This window comes from Mediterraneibacter sp. 210702-DFI.5.30 (assembly GCF_020560115.1).
GTDB classification, from domain to species: Bacteria; Bacillota; Clostridia; order Lachnospirales; family Lachnospiraceae; genus Mediterraneibacter; species Mediterraneibacter faecis.
This window is the reverse complement of sequence record NZ_JAJCME010000011.1, coordinates 54,227-73,503: the sequence shown is the minus strand read 5'-3', so window position 1 is coordinate 73,503 and position 19,277 is coordinate 54,227. Positions and strand designations below refer to the sequence as shown.

7 protein-coding genes are annotated in these 19,277 nt (G+C 42.4%); all 7 read left to right on the top strand.

The features are described from left to right. Positions 1–19: 19 nt before the first annotated feature. The 7 genes from LI126_RS11515 (at position 20) to LI126_RS15725 (ending at position 19,215) form a co-directional block, all read left to right on the top strand. Complete coding sequence (locus tag LI126_RS11515) at positions 20–322, top strand: DUF4315 family protein (protein ID WP_227165425.1); 303 nt, start codon at positions 20–22, stop codon at positions 320–322. After that, a complete protein-coding gene (locus tag LI126_RS11510; protein ID WP_330635084.1) occupies positions 276–1,700 on the top strand; it encodes a CD1107 family mobile element protein in 1,425 nt (474 codons plus the stop codon). The genes LI126_RS11515 and LI126_RS11510 overlap by 47 nt, the downstream gene beginning before the upstream one ends. Before the next feature lie 6 nt (positions 1,701–1,706). Continuing rightward, a complete protein-coding gene (locus LI126_RS11505; RefSeq protein WP_227165424.1) occupies positions 1,707–3,779 on the top strand; it encodes a DNA topoisomerase 3 in 2,073 nt (690 codons plus the stop codon). A gap of 69 nt (positions 3,780–3,848) precedes the next feature. After that, positions 3,849–10,142: a SpaA isopeptide-forming pilin-related protein gene (locus LI126_RS11500; protein WP_227165423.1), complete on the top strand. Its 6,294-nt coding sequence runs from the start codon at positions 3,849–3,851 to the stop codon at positions 10,140–10,142. Positions 10,143–10,228: 86 nt separating this feature from the next. Further along, a complete protein-coding gene (locus LI126_RS11495; RefSeq protein ID WP_005344203.1) occupies positions 10,229–10,369 on the top strand; it encodes a hypothetical protein in 141 nt (46 codons plus the stop codon). 6 nt (positions 10,370–10,375) lie between these two features. Further along, positions 10,376–11,464, top strand: coding sequence for a DUF5688 family protein (locus tag LI126_RS11490; RefSeq protein WP_227165422.1), 1,089 nt, complete (start codon positions 10,376–10,378; stop codon positions 11,462–11,464). 68 nt (positions 11,465–11,532) lie between these two features. Then, on the top strand, positions 11,533–19,215 hold the full coding sequence (locus tag LI126_RS15725; protein ID WP_237998808.1) for a DEAD/DEAH box helicase family protein: 7,683 nt from the start codon (positions 11,533–11,535) through the stop codon (positions 19,213–19,215). Positions 19,216–19,277: the final 62 nt, after the last annotated feature.

The following is a 19,277-nucleotide window of genomic DNA, read 5'->3' as shown; positions in this document are numbered from 1 at the left end:
CGTCCGGAAAGGAGAAGCGATGAAAAGTCTTGAAAAAGCAACGGCGGATTATGAGAAAGCCAAAGAGAAAATGGAAACCTCCAAAGCCAGATATGAAGCAGATTTAAAGCGTTTCAAGGCTGCGGAGATTGCCAAAACAGAAGCGGAAAATCTGGAAATTGTAAGAATTATCCGTGCAATGGATATGAGTATTCCAGAATTGGAAGCTTTCAAAAAGAGAATGAAAAATGAACTGCCCGGCAGGGTAGAAATACAGAAGGAGGAAACAAAAGCCGATGATGAATCTGGAAAAAATGAAACAGAAGAAGAGAACAATTACTAAAAGCAGGGTAAAAAAGAGCTTGCTTGCAGCAACGACATTTCTTTGCCTGACAACACCTTTGCTCCAGACACAGACTGCTTATGCAGCTGAGAATACCACGCCTGCAATCACGATTGAGAAACCGGATGGCTGGAAACAGGGAGAAACAACCATTGCTGTTACGGTAGATGCCAGTCATATGCCGGAAGGTTTCTCAATAGCAAAGATTGAAGCAAAAGCAGGAAAAGATGGAAGCTGGCAGGATGTAACCGGAAGTGGAAGTATCACGATCACTGGAAACCAGACAGTGTATGTGCGTGTGACAGATGGTGAGGGGAAGGTCTATGAGCAGAATCGCTCTATTAAGTGTTATGACACGGAAAAGCCTACACTCTCTGCTTCCCTGACAGATGGTGTGCTGACGATTCAGGGGAATGATACAGTATCAGGGATTACTGCAGTAACAGTCAATGGCACCACTTATACAGACTTGAAGGATGGAATGCTGAGAGTGCAATTGACACAGAAAGATTTTACTACAAAACAGATTGAGATTACGGTAACAGACGGTGCCGGAAATACGTCTGAAAAGTATGTGTTACAGAATCCTTATTATGAATGGGCAAAGAAGCAGGCAGAGAAACAGAAAACTTCCATTGACAGTAATGGTGCAATGGCAACCACGACCAGTGCAGATGCAACTGGGACTGAGAAAACAACGACTTCACCGCTTCCGCAGGATGCACAGGCTTCTGAGCCGACAGATGCAAAAGGAACCGTGGATGATCGGACAGTGACAGGTATTGAGGAACAGCTTAATAAAGAAGGCGAGACAGCAGATTCTGTTACTAAAACAGCTACGGAAGGCACAAAAGAGTTTTATACCATTTCAACTAAGAGTGGTAAGATTTTCTATCTGATTATTGACAATTCAAAATCTCAGGATAATGTGTATTTTCTTACAGAAGTCAGTGAAAAAGATCTGATGAACTTCACACTTTCTGATTCGGTGACACTTCCGGAAGTGGATACGGTTTATGCAGAACCAGAGAAAAAAGCAGAGGAAGAAAAACCGGAAACGACAGAGACAGATGAGAAAGATAAGGTAGAGGATGATATTCAGATGCCTGAAGATAAAAGTCCATTTGGAACGTATCTTTTGATTGCACTGGTTGCAGTCGGAGCTGCGGCAGGAGGATATTACTTCAAAGTCTATAAACCAAAGCATGAATATGATGACGAGGATGAGATGGAAGAGGATGAAGATGAATCCGAAGATTCAGAGTCAGAAAAACGGGAAGTAGACGATGCAGATGAGCAGGAAGAAAGTGCAGAACCGGAAATCCTGAGAGATGAAGATTTCAATGATGATGTACTGGAAGATGAAGAAGAGGAGTAGGAGTAAATGAAATTAGTGATTGCAGAAAAGCCATCGGTTGCGATGGCACTGGCTTCCGTGCTTGGAGCCAGAACAAGAAAAGATGGCTACGTGGAGGGAAACGGTTATATCGTTTCCTGGTGCGTAGGACATCTGGTTGGATTATGCGATGCATCGGAATACGATGAAAAATATAAAAAATGGAGATATGAAGATCTGCCGATTGTGCCGGAATGCTGGAGACACAAGGTTTTGGATGGAACAAAGAAGCAGTACGGAATCTTGAAAAAACTGATGAGAGATTCCAATGTAGATGAAGTGATCTGTGCTACTGATGCAGGACGTGAAGGAGAGTTAATCTTCCGTCTGGTGTATGAGCAGGCAGGATGTAAAAAGCCGATGAAGCGACTCTGGATCTCATCTATGGAAGAACAGGCAATTAAAGATGGATTTGCGTCATTAAAAGACGGTTCGTGTTATGACAGTCTCTATCAGTCAGCACTTTGCAGGGCAAAGGCTGACTGGCTGGTGGGAATCAATGCGAGCCGTCTTTTTTCCGTTCTGTATAACCAGAATCTGAAAGTTGGAAGAGTACAGACACCAACACTTGCCATGATCGTGGATCGAAATCAGAAGATCAAGGAATTTACCAAAGAAAAATATTATATGGCTCATATCAAGTTTGATGATATGGATGCAGTCACGGAGCATTTTCAGAAAAAAGAGGATGCAGATAAAGTGGCTGAGGACTGCCTAGAGCGGATGTGCGAAGTGGAGAAGGATGATGTGAAAGAGAAAACGGTCCGTCCTCCGAAGCTTTATGATTTGACCACTCTGCAGAGGGAAGCAAACAGAATGTTTGGCTATACCGCTCAACAGACATTGGATGCCGTGCAAGAGATGTATGAGCAGAAACTTGTCACTTATCCGAGAACAGACAGCCAGTATCTGACAGATGAGATGGGAGAAAGCACAGAAACTCTGATTCAGATGTTACTTGGGAAAATGCCCTATGCCGAAGGGCTGGAATATCAGCCGGACGTGAGTAAGGTATTAAATTCAAAGAAAGTATCTGATCACCATGCAATTATCCCAACCATGGAAGTAGCCAAAGCAGATATTGGTGAACTGAAAGAACGAAGCCGCAAGATTTTGTATCTGATCAGTGCCAGGGTTCTGACAGCAACTGCAGATCCTTATATTTATGAGAGTCATAAATGTCAGATTACCTGCAATTATCATACGTTTTATCTCAATGCAAAGAAAACAAAACAGGAAGGGTTCAAGACAATTGAGAAAAAACTGAAACAGTTCTTTGGAATCATTGCAGAAAAAGAAGAGCCGGAGTTGGATATCTGGGCAGGCAAGCATTATGGTCCCTGTGATTCTTTTGTATCGGAGCATTTTACACAGCCACCGAAACAGTACACAGAAGATACCCTGCTTTCTGCGATGGAACGTGCAGGGAATGAAGAGCTGACCGAAGATACAGAAAAGAAAGGACTTGGTACTCCTGCAACAAGGGCAGCAATCATTGAAAAACTGATTCAGTCTGGCTTTGTGAAAAGGGAAAAGAAAAATCTGGTGCCGACAGATGATGGAAATGTGCTGATTACGGTTCTACCGGATGAGATTAAATCTCCGAGGATGACCGCAGAGTGGGAAATGGCATTGAATCATATTGCCCAGAATACAGAGACAGCAGATGAATTCCTAAATGGGATTACAGAGCTGATGCAGGAACTGGTTGCCAGGTATCAGGGGATTTCAGAAGAGAAGAAAAATCAGTTTCAGGGAAAGGCAAAAGGAGAAGTCATTGGCAAATGTCCCCGCTGTGGAGCAGATGTCAGGGAAGGAAAAATAAATTTTTACTGTTCTGATCGGAACTGTGCTTTTACCTTATGGAAAAATGATAAATTTCTTGCAAGCCAGGGAAAAAAGATGGATAAGGTGGCAGCAAAGAAGTTCCTGTCTAAAGGAAAAATCCATTATAAGGATCTGGTATCAAGAAAAACAGGGAGACAGTATGAAGCAACTGTGGAGATGGTCGATCCCGGAGAGGGAAATGTACAGTTCAATCTTATTTTTCCACAACGATAAGTAGTGTATTGCAGGCAGTCTAAGGACTGTCTGTTTTAATACAAATATTATGAAAGAGAGGACCTTAGCATGAAGAAAAAAGGTAATTTTAGAAAAGTAGTATCTGGCTTGCTGGCAGGCATGACAATGCTTAGTACAGTGCTGTCTCCGATGACGGCATATGCAGCGGAGATCCAGCCAGAGGAAAAACCTCCACTTTATGAGGAAGTGAAAGACCTTTTGGATGAAGATGAGGTGGTGACTGCCAAAGATTATGAAATTGAAACAGGCAGTGTATTTGATGTGAAATCAGACTTTACAGGACTGGAAATCAAGGATGATAACAAGGTTAAAGTCACATTTGAGGAAGCAAAGAATGACAAGAATGAAGATTTTACGACAGATCATGTGGACACTTACAAAGCGGTCTATTATGTGGAACCGGTAAATCAGGAGCATCCGAAGTACCAAATCAGCCGAAAACTGATTGTGCGTGAGAAAGCAACAGAAACTCAGACAGAGGTGGCAGTGAGTGAAGCAGTGACCGAATCCGAAACAGCTGGCAGTGAACAGCAGACAGAAGAAGCGGAGGATTCAGAAGCAGAATCGGAGATTACCGATATTGACGCTGATGAATTTGATGATTTGGTAGAGCAGGCACAGAATCAGGATACCTATGATGAAGAATCAGGGTTAGAGCTTCATGATGTTTTGGAACAGGCAGGAGACGAAGGTGTGGATCTTGATTCTATGGAAGAAGGAGAGATTGCAACATTTGAAGCAGTTTCGGCTTATTCAGCAAGAAGTACACAGCAGGTAACAATCGAAAAAGGACCTCTGTATAGATATGCAGATTATAATCTTGGAACCTATCTGACAGAGCCGTACTATATCAGCTACGGAAGCGTCAGAGCAACTGCGTATTGTGTACAGCCAGCAAAACCTGGACCAGGATCCGGAAATTATACAATCACAAAGATTGGGGACAATCAGGCGTTAGCAAAAGTGTGTTATTACGGTACAGATGCCGCAGGGAGCGAAAGCTTTTTTGCGAATAAACACACGGATTTCTCAGAAGGAAAAAGATTCATCATTATTCACATGGCTGCATCTTATGCCAATGGAAGCAGTGATGCATTCTATGGAACAAATGCTACAGGCGAGGCTTTGGCAAAAGAGCTTTATAATTATTGTGTGAATAAGCCGGAAATACCAGATGTAGCGATGTCATTTTCAAAACCGAATGTAAAAGCTTATGTAGATGGAAATGTTCAGAGAACGGAGAACATTCAGTTCAACGCATCTTCCCAGCAGAAAATTACAATGGACTTACCAAAGGGAGTAAAGCTCCATAATGTATCTACTGGAAATGTAAGTGCGGCAGGTGCAAGCGTAACAATTGGAGGAGGAACCACGTTTTATCTTTCAGCGCCTCTGACACAGACAAAAGATGTAAGTGCTACTTTTTCTACAAAGATGAAGGGAAGTATTACAAAAGATTACTCAGCATATAAACTGACTACGAATGCAAGTGTTCAGGATCTGGCATTTGTATTTGGAGAAGGTGTTGCTGATGAAAAATATGTAAGCTTAAAGGTGTCCTGGATTGAACAGGCTACGATCGAAATCGTAAAGAAAGACGATACAGCGGATGTCAATCTTGCAGGCGCAGTATTTGGCGTTTACAGCGATGAGGCTTGCACAAAGCTGATTACTCAGATGCCGGCAACAGATAAGAATGGAAAATCCTCTGTTACGATCATTAAGACACAGGATACCGTTTATCTGAAAGAGATCACAGCACCACAGGGATATGTAGTAAACGCAACGGCAACAAATGTAAAATTGGTAGCAAGTAAGACCTCATCTGTAACCGTGGAAAACAAGGAGCAGCTGGCAGAGCTTACCATTTATAAAGAAGGACAGGTTCTTACCGGAGCAGAGGTCAGTGAAAATGGAACGGTATTTCAGTATGAAAACCGCAGACAGAAAAATGCAGTATATAACGTGTATGCCGGAGCAGATATTGTAACGGCTTATGGAACAAAAGTGTACAGCAAAGGTGACTTGGTAAAAGAAAATCTGACAACAGGTGAGAATGGTTCTGTCACACTGAAAAACATGCATCTTGGAACCTATGTGGTAAAAGAAGCAAAAGCACCGGACAATTTCTATAACGGCAGTGAAGAAAAGTCAGTGACTCTGACTTATGCCGGACAGAATAAAGAAGTTGTGTTTGCAGATGTGACTTTTAACAACGAGAGACAGAAAGCAGATGTTTCCGTAGAAAAACAGGATAAAGACACCAAGAAACCACTGAAAGGCGGAATTTTTGCTCTGTATGCATCCGATGACATCAGAAATGCAGACGGAACAGCTGTTGTGAAAAAAGGAACACTGATTGAGAAAGCAACTACTGGCGAAGATGGAACTGCAAAATTCACAGCAGATCTTCCGATTGGATATTCCTATTCAGTAAAAGAAGATCAGGCGCCGGAAGGTTATGTAAGAAATATAGAAGATGTGTATACGTTCAAGTTTTCTTACACCAATGATAAAGAAGCAACCGTATCTTTTGCCCATACCTTCAGTAATGACCGTGTGACAGCAAAGATCAATCTTTATAAAGTGGATAAAGAGACAGGAAAAGCAGTACCGCAGGGAGATGCCACACTGAAAGGTGCAGTTTATGGTCTGTATGCCCGTGAGGATATCGTGCATCCGGATGGAGCAACGGGAACTATTTATAAAGCAGGAGAACAGGTAGCTTCTCTTACAACAGATGACAAAGGACAGGCTTTTGTAGATGGCTTATATCTTGGCAAATATTATGTCAAAGAGATTACTCCGCCGACCGGATACCTGGCAGATGCAGAAGAGCATGATCTTACGTGCAGTTATGAAGGAGATATGACAGCAGAAGTAAAAAGAGAGTGCACTTCCAGTGAGCAGGTCATCAAGCAGCCATTCCAGATCATCAAAGCAGCCAACAATGGAAAGACCGATGCAGATCTGTTATCCGGAGCTGGATTTACAGTTTATCTGAAATCTTCCCTTACAAAGAAAGCAGATGGAAGCTATGATTTTGATTCTGCCAAACCAGTAGTGAGTGGAGAAAATGGAGCAACGGAGATTTTCACAGATGAAAAAGGATATGCCTGCAGTATTCCATTACCATTTGGAAGCTATATCGTGCGTGAAACTACAACACCGCACAATTACAAGCCGGTCGATGATTTTGAAGTGAATATCACAGAGCATCATCCAAATGAGCCGCAGATCTGGCGTGTGCTTCTGGATGAAGAGTTTAAGGCAAAACTAAAAATCGTGAAAAAAGACGATGAAACAAAGAAATCCGTATTGATTGCCGGAACAGAATTTAAGGTATATGACCTGGACAACAAAAAGTATGTGGAACAGGTAACAACTTACCCAGTGACAACCACTCACAAGTCCTATTTTACGGACAGCCAGGGATATCTGATCATGCCGAAGAATCTGAAGATCGGACATTACAGGATTGAGGAAGTCAATGCACCGGAAGGGTACACGATTAATAAGAATTATGTAGAGATTGCGGTGGATGCTAACACAGCATACCAGATGGATTCTGAGAGTGGAGATGCCATTATTACGGTAGATTACGAGAACCATCCGGTAAAAGGAAAGTTGACGATCTATAAAAAAGGTGAGATGCTGACCGGATTTAAAAAGGATTTTGTTTATGAAGAAAGATACCTGAAGGGTGCATCATTTCATGTCTATGCAGCTGAAAATATCTATACACCGGATTATCAGAAAGATGAAAACGGAAACAGACAGCTGATCTATGCAAAAGATGCACTGGTAACAATGGTAACGACTGGAGAAGACGGAAAAGCAGTTGCAGAAAATCTGCCACTTGGTTCTTACTATGTAGTAGAAAAGACTGCACCGGAAGGATTTGTCCTGAACCATGACAGATCAGATGTCGCATTTGTCTATGCAGATCAGGATACACCTGTGATCGAACAGGAAGTGACGGTTGGCGATGACCGCCAGAAAGTTGCAATCCAGGTAGAAAAACAGGATGCAGAAAATGGTGCAACCGTAGCAGGAGCTGTCTTTGGTATCTATAACAAAGCGGATATTAAGGCAGATGGAAAAGTAATCGTGAAAGCAGACACACTCTTACAGGAAATGACTTCTGATAACGATGGTCTTGCAACATGTACGCTGGATCTGCCACTTGGACAGTATTATGTGAAAGAGTTAAAAGCACCGGCGGGATTTGTATCCTCTGATGAAGTTCTGAATCTGGATGCTTCTTACCAGGGACAGGATGTGAAGACAGTAAAACTGAAAACAGTGAAAAAGAACCAGCCGACAACAGTAGAAATTACAAAATCTGATATAACCACAGGTGTGGAACTGGATGGGGCAAAACTCACTGTTCTTGATAAAGAAGGAAATGTTGTGGATCAGTGGACTTCTGTAAAAGATCAGCCACATGTGATCAAACGACTGACAGTTGGAGAGGAATACACTCTTCGTGAGGAAATGGCACCGTATGGATATTTGAAAGCAACGGATGTGAAGTTCACGCTGGAAGATACTGCTGAGATTCAGAAAGTAGAGATGAAAGATGAAGTTCCGACAGGACTTCTGATCATCAACAAAAATGGAGAGTTTCTGGATAAGGTGACACTTTTGGATCATGTAAAAGGTACTGTGGAGCATCTTTTTGAGTATGTAACCGGAAGCCTTACAGATGTGACGTTCGACGTATTTGCTGCGGAAGATATCAAAGCGGCAGATGGTGTCAGTGAAGATTATTTCAAAGCAGATGAAAAAGTGGGAACCATTACCACAGATTCCAATGGTATTGCACAGATGGGAGATCTTCCGGCAGGAAAATACTATGTGAAGGAAGTAAAAACAGCCCATGGTTATGTGCTGGACAAAGAGCCGAGATATGTTGACCTTTCCTACCGTGATCAGGACACACCAGTCATCACTTATGATGAGAAATGGCAGAATGCCCGTCAGAAAGTAAAGGTTACGGTTCTGAAGAAAGAAAAAGATACAGAACGTGTTCTTGCAGGTGGTGTCTTTGGTCTTTATACCAGTGAAGATATCAAAAATGCAAAGGGCGAGGTACTCCTTGAGAAAGACAGTCTGATCGAGCAGCGGGTAACGGATGAAAAAGGACAGATTACTTTTACGGCAGATCTTCCGGTAGACGGAAAATACTATGTGAAAGAGATCTTTGCGCCGGATGGATTTGTTACAACAGAAGAAGTACAGGAATTTACCTTAGAATATGCCGGAGAAGACCAGGCAGAAGTAAGCTACGACTTTATTTTTGAGAATCAGCCAACCACAGTGGAGCTGACTAAAACAGACCTGACAACAGGTAAAGAACTTCCAGGTGCACACCTGAAAGTGACGGATTCAGATGGCAACACAGTAGATGAATGGACTTCTACGGAAGAATCCCATGTGATCAAAGAACTGGTGGTTGGCAAGGAATACACCATGACAGAGACAAAACCGGCAGATGGATATGTCACTGCAGAAAGTATTACCTTTACAGTAGAAAATACAGCCGAGATTCAGAAAGTAGAGATGAAAGATGATGTGACAAAAGTGCAGATCAGTAAGACAGATATCACAGGAGAAACTGAAATTCCGGGTGCGAAACTGACGATTCTCGATAAGGATGATCAGGTAGTAGAGAGCTGGACTTCCACAGAGGAAGCACACTATATCGAAAAAATTCCAATCGGTAAATATACCTTACGTGAAGAGCAGGCACCGAAAGGATATCTTCTGACATCGGATGTTAGTATTGAAGTAAAGGATACTGGAGAAATCCAGAAAGTAGCTATGAAAGATGACACTGCCAAGGGAAAAGTGATTCTCAATAAGACAGATAAATCATCAGGAGAACCGCTGAAAGGGGTAGAATTTGAACTTCGTGACAGCAAAGGAAAAGTTCTGGAAACCTTAAAGACAGATGCTGCCGGTCATGCAGAAAGTAAGCTGTATGAGATTGCCACATTTAAGAACGGCAAATATGATACCGCTATCAAGTATTATCTGGTGGAAACAAAGACACTGGATGGATACACATTGGATCAGACAAAGCATGAAGTGACATTTGCCTATGCAGATGACAGTACACCGGTTGTAGAAGTTACCTTTAATCTGACAAATGAGAAACCGGAAGTTCCAGAAACACCGAACACACCGGATACACCACAGTCCCATGAAGAGACAAAGGTATCAAACGCACCGAAAACAGGTGACAGCACGAATATCTGGCTGCCGATCCTGCTTCTGGTAATCTCCACAGGAGGTATGGCAGGACTTTATATCAGCAGAAAAAGGAAAAGCAAATAAGGAAATTAAAACCAACGGTTATGATTGGGAGCTTCTATGTGAGGCTCCCTTTTTCATACAAAAAACACAGAAAGGAACAGAAAACTATGATGAAAGCAATGGAAAAAAGACAGGAAGCACGAAAAAACCAGGAGAAAACTTTAAAGAGAATGATGGCTTATCAGAAGAAAGCCGAGCAGATGGTCAGCAGAAAAAGAATGAACCATCACATGATCAGAAAGGGGTAAAAGCGTATGATGAACAGAAAAGAATTTTATGAATATGTCAAAGACAATGTAAAGGAGTATCTGCCAGAGTCTTATAAGAACGCAGAAATTAAACTTCAGGAAGTAGAAAAAAACAACGGTTTGAAACTGACAGGGATTACGATTCCAAACGGAGATCAGAGAATCGTACCGACAGTCTATCTGGATTCCCTCTACCAGGAATATATCAATGGAAAAGATGTAGATTCTTGTGTTGGTGATGTAGCTGATATGCGTATTGAGGCACAGGGAAAAGCAGAATTTTTTGATATGGGAGTTCCGGATATTCTGGATTATGAAAAGATGAAGGACAAATTACAGATGAGAATTTGTGATAAGGAATGGAATACCGATCTTCTTGCAGATAAAGTAGTCACAGAACACGGAGATTTTGCAGCTTATTATGCAGTAAATCTGGAGGAAAATGGAGAAGGAATCAGCAGTATTCCGGTAACAATCTCTCTGATGAATGAATGGGGAGTATCTGTCGAACAGATTCAGGCAGATGCGATGATGGCAGATAGGAACAGAGGCGTGCAACTGGTGGATATGACGCAGATTATCAAATCTATGATTTTTGGTGAAGAACCAGAAAACCTGCTGAATGAAAAAATGGATATGGAAGCCATGGAAAACCCAATGTTCTGTCTGACAAACAAAGCTAAGATGAATGGAGCTTCCCTGTTACTGCAGGAAGATATTCGTAAACAGATTGGGGAATGCCTGGGAAGTGATTACTTTGTCATCCCATCTTCCATTCATGAAGTGCTGATTCTCCCTGATAACGGCATTTTTCAGGTTCCGGAATTAAATGCGATGGTACAGGAAGTCAATGAGACACAGGTGGAAAGACAGGAACAGCTTTCGGATAAGGTTCAGTTCTGTGATAAAAAGACCGCAGTAATGGAAAATGCTGAGCGTAGGGAAGCTCGTCTGGAGAAAGAAAAAGCAGCCGAAAAAGCGGAAGTAAAAGGTGGAATCCATGGAAGACTGGAAAAAGCCAAGGCAGAGATCAAGGCAAAAGAGGCAGACAAAGTGCCAAAGAATAAGTCAAAAGATCTTGCCGCAGCATTATAAAGAGAAACAACGATGATTTTAAGGGGACTGTACTAAGCAGTCCCTGATTTTATGAAAAGGAGTAGCACATGGCAAATAAATTATATGCAATGGAACAGCTGACGGAAGAGGTGGCAAAAGATGTGGCTGCCAGTCCGCAGGAATGGATGCGGTTCCTAAATACTGCCTCCAGATTGTACAAATACACTTTTCCAGAACAGCTTTTAATTTATGCACAGCGACCGGAAGCAACTGCCGTAGCATCCATGGAAATATGGAATCAGAAGATGTACCGCTGGATCAAAAAGGGATCCAAGGGGATTGCCTTGATTGACAACACTTCCGGACCGAAAACAAAACTTCGGTATGTATTTGATGTGCAGGACACTTATAAGGTGCGGAATCTGGGAAAAGATCCACAGTTATGGAATCTTCCGGTGGAAGGAGAACAGCTGGTGGCAGATTATCTGCAGGAGCAACTATCACTGGAAGATACACAAGGAGGACTTGCTGAAAGTCTGCATCAGGCAGCGAAGGAGAGTATGCAAGAATGGATTCCAGATGCATTGGAAGAACTGAGACTGGATGTAACAGGGACATTTCTGGAAGAACTGGACGAACAGAATCAGGAAGTCGAATTTCGGGAACTGATGACCAATAGTGTCTGGTATGTATTACTAAAGCGGTGTGGACTGGATGTACAGGAATATCTGGATGCAGAGGATTTTCGGCATATTACGGACTTCAATCAGCTGAAAGTATTAGGACACCTGGGAAGTGCAGTCAATGAGATCAGCAGACCAGTTCTGATGCAGATTGGACGATATGTTCTGAATGATCTGGAAAATGACCTGAAAACGGTTGCAAAAGAAAAAGAAGTAGCTTATAATGAATTTAACACGTTAATTCGTGAAAGTAATACAGATAACACAGAAGATAGAGAAGAAAAAAAGGAGGAAACAGACTATGAGAGAGATCAGTTACAGCCAGAACGGAGAGTATCAGATTCCAGATATCAGCCTGGAAGAGACGAGAGGAACCATCGGCAAGTACGGAATGATGCGGAAAGAGTATCTGAGAAACCACAAGGTAGCCAGGTTCAACATTCTGACACTGCAGAACCGTCTGGACAGTCATCTGATGGAGATCGACAGCCAGGCAAGACAGAGAGTAGACGACCTGATGAACGAACTTCTGGAGAAAGATCCGGCACCGGACAAAATGGCAGACGGGATGGCATGGACCAGACACATGAACCAGATCAAGGCACAGGCAGAGGAGCTGGTGATTCAGGAGATTATTTACAGTTAAGTCTGTTCCCAACAGAAGAGGAACAGTTAGGAGAAATAAGGAAAGCGGCAGCTGCATTGGAACAGCCAGCCGCTTTTCTTATTTCCGATGAAGTGGTAAATGATATTCTCCGCACGGGAAGCGGACAGAAAAATACACTGTTTCATATTACAGCAAGACTGATTGAAGGTCTGGATAATGAAGAAATGCGGAGTTTTCTGAAAGATGAATATGGAACTGGTGGCAAAGGATTTACCATAGATGGTCAGAAAATCAGTATCTGGTATGACAATGATGGTATCCGTATCCGGCGAGGGGACTCTGCCAGAAGAAACTTTGACCGCATGGTTACGTGGGAAGAAGCAGCGAACAGAATTCGGGATATGTATGAGGATGGAAATTACGTGGATAATTTGATTTCCAATAATGCCATTGAACAGGAGCAGGAAGAAATGACCAATCTTCTTGCACTTCATTTTCGGGATACTTGCAGAAACTGGGAAAAGAAACAATCATATTCAGACTGGCAGGATGTAGTGAGTGGAGCATGGACAGATCAAGAGGAAGCAGATGCGATTGTCTATCGTTTTGAATGGCTGCAGAAATATATGGATGAGAATCCGGGAGATTATCACCGCTGGGAGATTCAGCATAATCCGGAATATTTCCAACGCTTTCAGGATCTTCAGAGAGAGCGTTCCTGGGTAGACCAGAAATTTACGGTCGAACGTCCGGCACTATCCTTTATCACACAGGATGAAATTGACGCAGTGTTAAGAAGAGGCGGCATTACTGCAGGAGGACGTAACCGAATCTATGAGTATTTCATGGAACATCATGATATGAAAGATGCAGCTGAGTTCCTGAAAAATGAGTATGGAACAGGTGGTTCCTCACCCGGAATACCAGGAGCAGATGCTTCCGACGCATCCCATGATGCAAAAGGATTAAAACTTGCAAAAGGGAAAATTGGCAGTCCAGAGGTAGAAGTTTTATTAAAGTGGAACAAGGTTGCAGAACGTGTTCGCCAGTTAATCCGCACAGATGATTATTTGTCACCGGAAGAAATGGAAAAGTACGAAGAACGACAGGAAGCACAAAGACTGGCAGATTTGGAAGAAGCACAGCAGATGTTAGGAGAACAGCTGGAGCAGGATACTTTGACAGCGGAAGATATAACTGATTTGCGATTAGTTGATTCAGAATATATGTCTGGTACCAGAACAAAAATCCACGATTTTGATTGCAAAGTTAAGGGAGAAGCGAATCGACTTCAATACACATTAGAATATCATGATGATGGAGAAGGTTTCACGATTCATACGGAAAAAGATGATATTTGGAATCGAATGTCAACACAAGAATTGGAACGTCTGGATGTAAAACTCGGACAAGAAGTACTTTATTATCATTATCACAACAAAACTGTAAATGCGGATACTTTAGATGAATTACGGGAAATCAGGGAAGAAATTATGGAGGAAGAGTCCTCGTATTTTACTGCTATTTCTCAACGTGTGTGGACAGATTATGATAAAAAAGAAAAAGAATTATCTGGAGAAGTTGAGGTATCGGAAGAAAAAGAATCTTTGGAAGAGATTAACGGAATATCAGAAACGATTCCAGCAACGAACTTCCGCATCACAGATGATGAGCTTGGACAGGGTACAGCAAAAGAAAAGTTCCGTGCCAATATCATGGCTATCCAGTTGTTAAAGAAATGTGAGGATGAGAATCGCAATGCAACACCGGAAGAACAGGAAATCTTATCCAGGTACGTTGGCTGGGGAGGTCTTGCAGATGCATTTGATGAGACAAAAGCTGCATGGGAGACAGAATATTTGGAATTAAAGACGGTTCTTACACCAGAGGAATATGCTGCAGCCAGAGCTTCCACCTTAAATGCTCATTATACACAGCCGATTGTGATTGAAAGTATGTATCAGGTGTTGGAGAATCTGGGATTTACAAAAGGAAATATTCTGGAGCCGTCTATGGGAGTTGGTAACTTCTTTGGAATGCTTCCGGAGAATCTAAACCAGTCCAAACTCTATGGTGTGGAACTGGACAGCATCAGTGGTAGAATTGCAAAGTTGCTCTATCCAGATGCCAATATTCAGATTAAAGGTTTTGAGAAGACAGATTATCCTAATGATTTTTTTGATGTGGCGATTGGAAATGTGCCATTTGGTGCATACAAGGTCAATGACCGTCAGTATGACCGCTACAATTTTATGATTCATGATTACTTTCTTGCCAAGACTATAGATCAGTTACGTCCAGGTGGTGTAGCTGCGTTGATCACAACAAAGGGAACTATGGACAAGGAATCACCGGAAGTCCGGAAATATTTGGCAGAGCGTGCAGACCTGCTGGGGGCTATCCGACTGCCGAACACAGCTTTTAAGGCAAATGCAGGAACAGAAGTCAGTGCTGATATTTTGTTTTTCCAGAAGCGTGAGAGTTTCACAAAAGAGATGCCAGACTGGGTGAATTTGGAGAGTGATGCAAATGGGATTACCATTAACAAGTATTTTGTTCAGCATCCGGGATTGATTCTTGGTGAGATGAAAGAAGTGTCCGGTCCGTATGGTATGGAAACAACCTGTGCTCCAATGGAAGGAGCTGATCTGGAATTACAGTTACAAGAAGCTGTAAAACACATCAGAGGAAGCATGGTAGCGGCAGTAGATATAGAGGCAGAACTGGATGAGATGCCAGAGAGTATTCCGGCAGATCCGAATGTCCGAAATTACAGCTATACGGTGGTAGATGATCAGGTATATTACCGTGTCAATTCTTTGATGAATCAGGTGAAAATGCCTGCAGTCACTGCAGAACGTGTAAAAGGCATGGTTGCAATCCGTGATACCGTTCGTGAACTGATCGCCATGCAGATGGAAGAATTTGTCACAGACGAAGAAATCCAGAAACAGCAGAAAAAACTGAATCAGGTGTATGATACCTACACAGCAAAGTATGGAGTTATTGGAAGTAATGCTAACAAACGTGCATTTTCTGATGACTCTTCTTATTGTCTGCTGTGTTCCCTGGAAGACTTGAATGAAGATGGAACATTGAAGCGGAAAGCGGACATGTTCACCAAACGAACCATTAAAAAGGCGGTCGCTGTGACAAGTGTGGAGACAGCCACAGAAGCACTTGCTCTGTCCCTAAATGAAAAGGCTAAAGTAGATCTTCCATATATGGCACAGTTGACCGGAAAGACCGAAGAGAAAATCACAGAAGAGCTGGTTGGAGTTATCTTCAAAAATCCACTGACAGACCAGTGGGAAAGCGGAGATGAATATCTGTCTGGAAACGTCAGAGATAAATTAAATACAGCGAGAACTTTTGCAGAGAATCATCCGGAATTCACACCGAATGTGCGTGCATTGGAGGCAGTTCAGCCAAGAGATCTGGAAGCGTCGGAGATTGAAGTGCGTATTGGAGCCACCTGGATTGAACCTTCGGATTATCAGGATTTTATGGTGGAACTGCTTCATACGCCGAGGTATCTTGCACAGAAGGAAATACAGGTAAAATTCTCTGAGGTAAATGGTGAGTGGAGGATTACAGGAAAGAACGCCGACAGTCCAAGAAATGCGTTTGCTTATGCAACGTATGGAACGGAGAGAGCAAATGCCTACCGGATTCTGGAAGATACCTTGAATCTAAAAGATGTTAGAATCTATGATAAAGTCGTAAATGACAATGGGGATGAAGTGCGAGTTTTGAATAAAAAAGAAACTATGTTGGCATCACAAAAGCAGGATGCCTTGAAGGCTGCATTCCAAGATTGGATTTTTAAGGATCAGCAGAGGAGAGAAAGGCTGGTAAGCGTGTACAATGAGCGTTTCAATAGTATCCGTCCCCGTGAATATGATGGTAGTCACTTGAGTTTTCCAGGAATGAATCCGGAAATAGAGCTTCGTCCGCATCAGAAAAATGCAGTCGCACATCAGTTATACGGTGATAATGTGCTTCTGGCACATGTAGTAGGAGCTGGGAAGACTTACGAAATGGTAGCGGCGGCAATGGAGAGCAAACGTCTGGGATTATCACAAAAGAATCTCTTTGTTGTGCCAAACCATTTGACAGAGCAGTGGGGAGCGGAGTTCCTGCAGTTATATCCAGGAGCAAATATTTTGGTAGCAACCAAGAAAGACTTTGAACCGGCAAACCGAAAGAAGTTCTGTGCCAGAATCGCTATGGGAAATTACGATGCTGTTATTATTGGTCATTCCCAGTTTGAGCGTATTCCAATCTCTGATGAGAAACAGGAAGCCATGCTTCAGAGGCAGATTGATGATCTGGAAATGGCAATCCAGAGTGCAAGGTATGAACAGGATGGTGGACGTTATACCGTCAAACAGATTGAAAAGACAAGAAAAACATTGCAGACAAGGCTGGAGAAACTGAATCAGAAAGAGAAAAAAGATCAGGTAGTTACGTTTGAAGAACTGGGAGTGGATCATTTATATGTAGATGAAGCACACAGTTATAAAAACGCATTTCTTTATACAAAAATGAGAAATGTAGCCGGGATTGCACAGAATGAAGCACAGAAGTCGGCGGATATGTTTAATAAATGTCAGTATCTGGATGAGATTACCGGAGGAAAAGGCATTACCTTTGCTACGGGCACACCGATTAGCAACAGCATGACGGAATTATATGTTATGCAGAGGTATCTGCAGAACAGCAAATTACAAAATATGGGACTTGGACTGTTTGATTCCTGGGCCTCCACCTTTGGCGAGGTAGTCACGAGCATTGAGCTTGCACCAGAAGGAACAGGCTACCGTGCAAAGTCAAGATTTGCAAGATTTTATAATATTCCGGAACTGATGAATATGTTTAAGGAGATTGCAGATATCAAGACTTCCGATCAGTTAAAGCTTCCTGTGCCAGAGGCGGAATATGAAACAGTGGTGCTGAAACCAACGGAACAGCAGAAAGAAATCGTAGAAAGTCTGGGGGAACGTGCAGAAGTTGTCAGAAACGGAGGGGTAGATGCTTCGGTTGATAATATGCTGAAAATTACCAATGATGGAAGAAAATTGGCATTGGATCAGCGTTTGGTGAACGAATTATTGCCAGATAATCCAGAAAGCAAAATATCAGTCTGTGCAGAGAAAAGTTATGAGATCTGGAAAGACACGGCAGCACAGAAATCTGCACAATTGATTTTCTGTGACTTGAGCACACCGAAAGGTGATGGCAGTTTCAATGTTTATGATGACTTGAAGCAGAAACTGATAGCGAAAGGTGTACCGGAAAAAGAGATTGCTTTTATTCATGATGCAAATACAGAAGCAAAGAAGACGGAGCTGTTTGGAAAAGTGAAATCCGGGCAGGTTCGTTTTTTGATTGGCTCAACAGCAAAGATGGGTGCCGGGACCAACGTGCAGGACCGTCTGATTGCGTTGCACCATCTGGATATTGGCTGGAAACCATCTGATTTGGAACAGAGGGAAGGGCGTATTATCCGTCAGGGAAATCATAATAAAAAGGTTCATATCTTCCGGTATGTAACTGAATCCACATTTGACAGCTACATGTGGCAGTTGGTTGAGAACAAGCAGAAATTCATTTCTCAGATTATGACCAGCAAAGCACCTGTGCGAAGCTGTGAAGATGTGGACGAAGCGGCACTTTCCTATGCAGAGGTCAAAGCTCTTGCAACCGGAAATCCAGCAGTAAAAGAGAAGATGGCATTGGATGTTGATGTGGCAAAATTAAAACTTTTAAAAGCCAACCACATGAATAACCAGTACCGCCTGGAAGATGATATTGCAAGGAATTTTCCACAACAGATTGCAAAACTGACAGAAATCATTGACAGCTACAAGGCAGAAATCGCTCATTACTCAGAGCATAAAATCACAGATCCAGAGCAGTTTACTATGGAGATTGGCGGCAAAGAGTTCACAGAAAAGAAAGAGGCAGGAGCAGCACTTCTGGCGGTATGTAAAGATATTAAAGCTGTAGATGCTGCGATGGATATCGGAAACTATCAGGGATTCAATATGAGGATTCAGTTTGATGGATGGAGTAAAGAATTTATTCTATCTGTCAAACATGAGGCTGTCTCGAAAGTTCATCTTGGAGCAGATGCACTTGGAAATATTACTCGTATCAACAATCTGTTGGACAGTTATCCAGAGAAGCTTTCAGAAGCACAACAAAGACTGGAAACAGTATATGAACAGCTTGCAAATGCAAAAGAAGAGGTTGGAAAGCCATTTCCAAAAGAAGAGGAGTTGAACCAGAAACTGGAGCGACTGTCAGAATTAAATGCATTGCTCAATATGGATGAACGGGAAGATGCAGAAACAGAGGTGTCTGAATCAGATGAGAAAGAAGAAAGACCGACACGTGGTTCTATCCATGAAAAACTGCAGATTTATAAAGAAAAGAGTCAGCGGGAAAGTGAAACTGGCAAGGAAAACAGAAAACGGGACTTCGGTCTGGAATAAATAAACAGGAAAGATGGCATAATTTGGTAGAAGAAGGTTCTGCCTGTTATGCCATTTTTTAG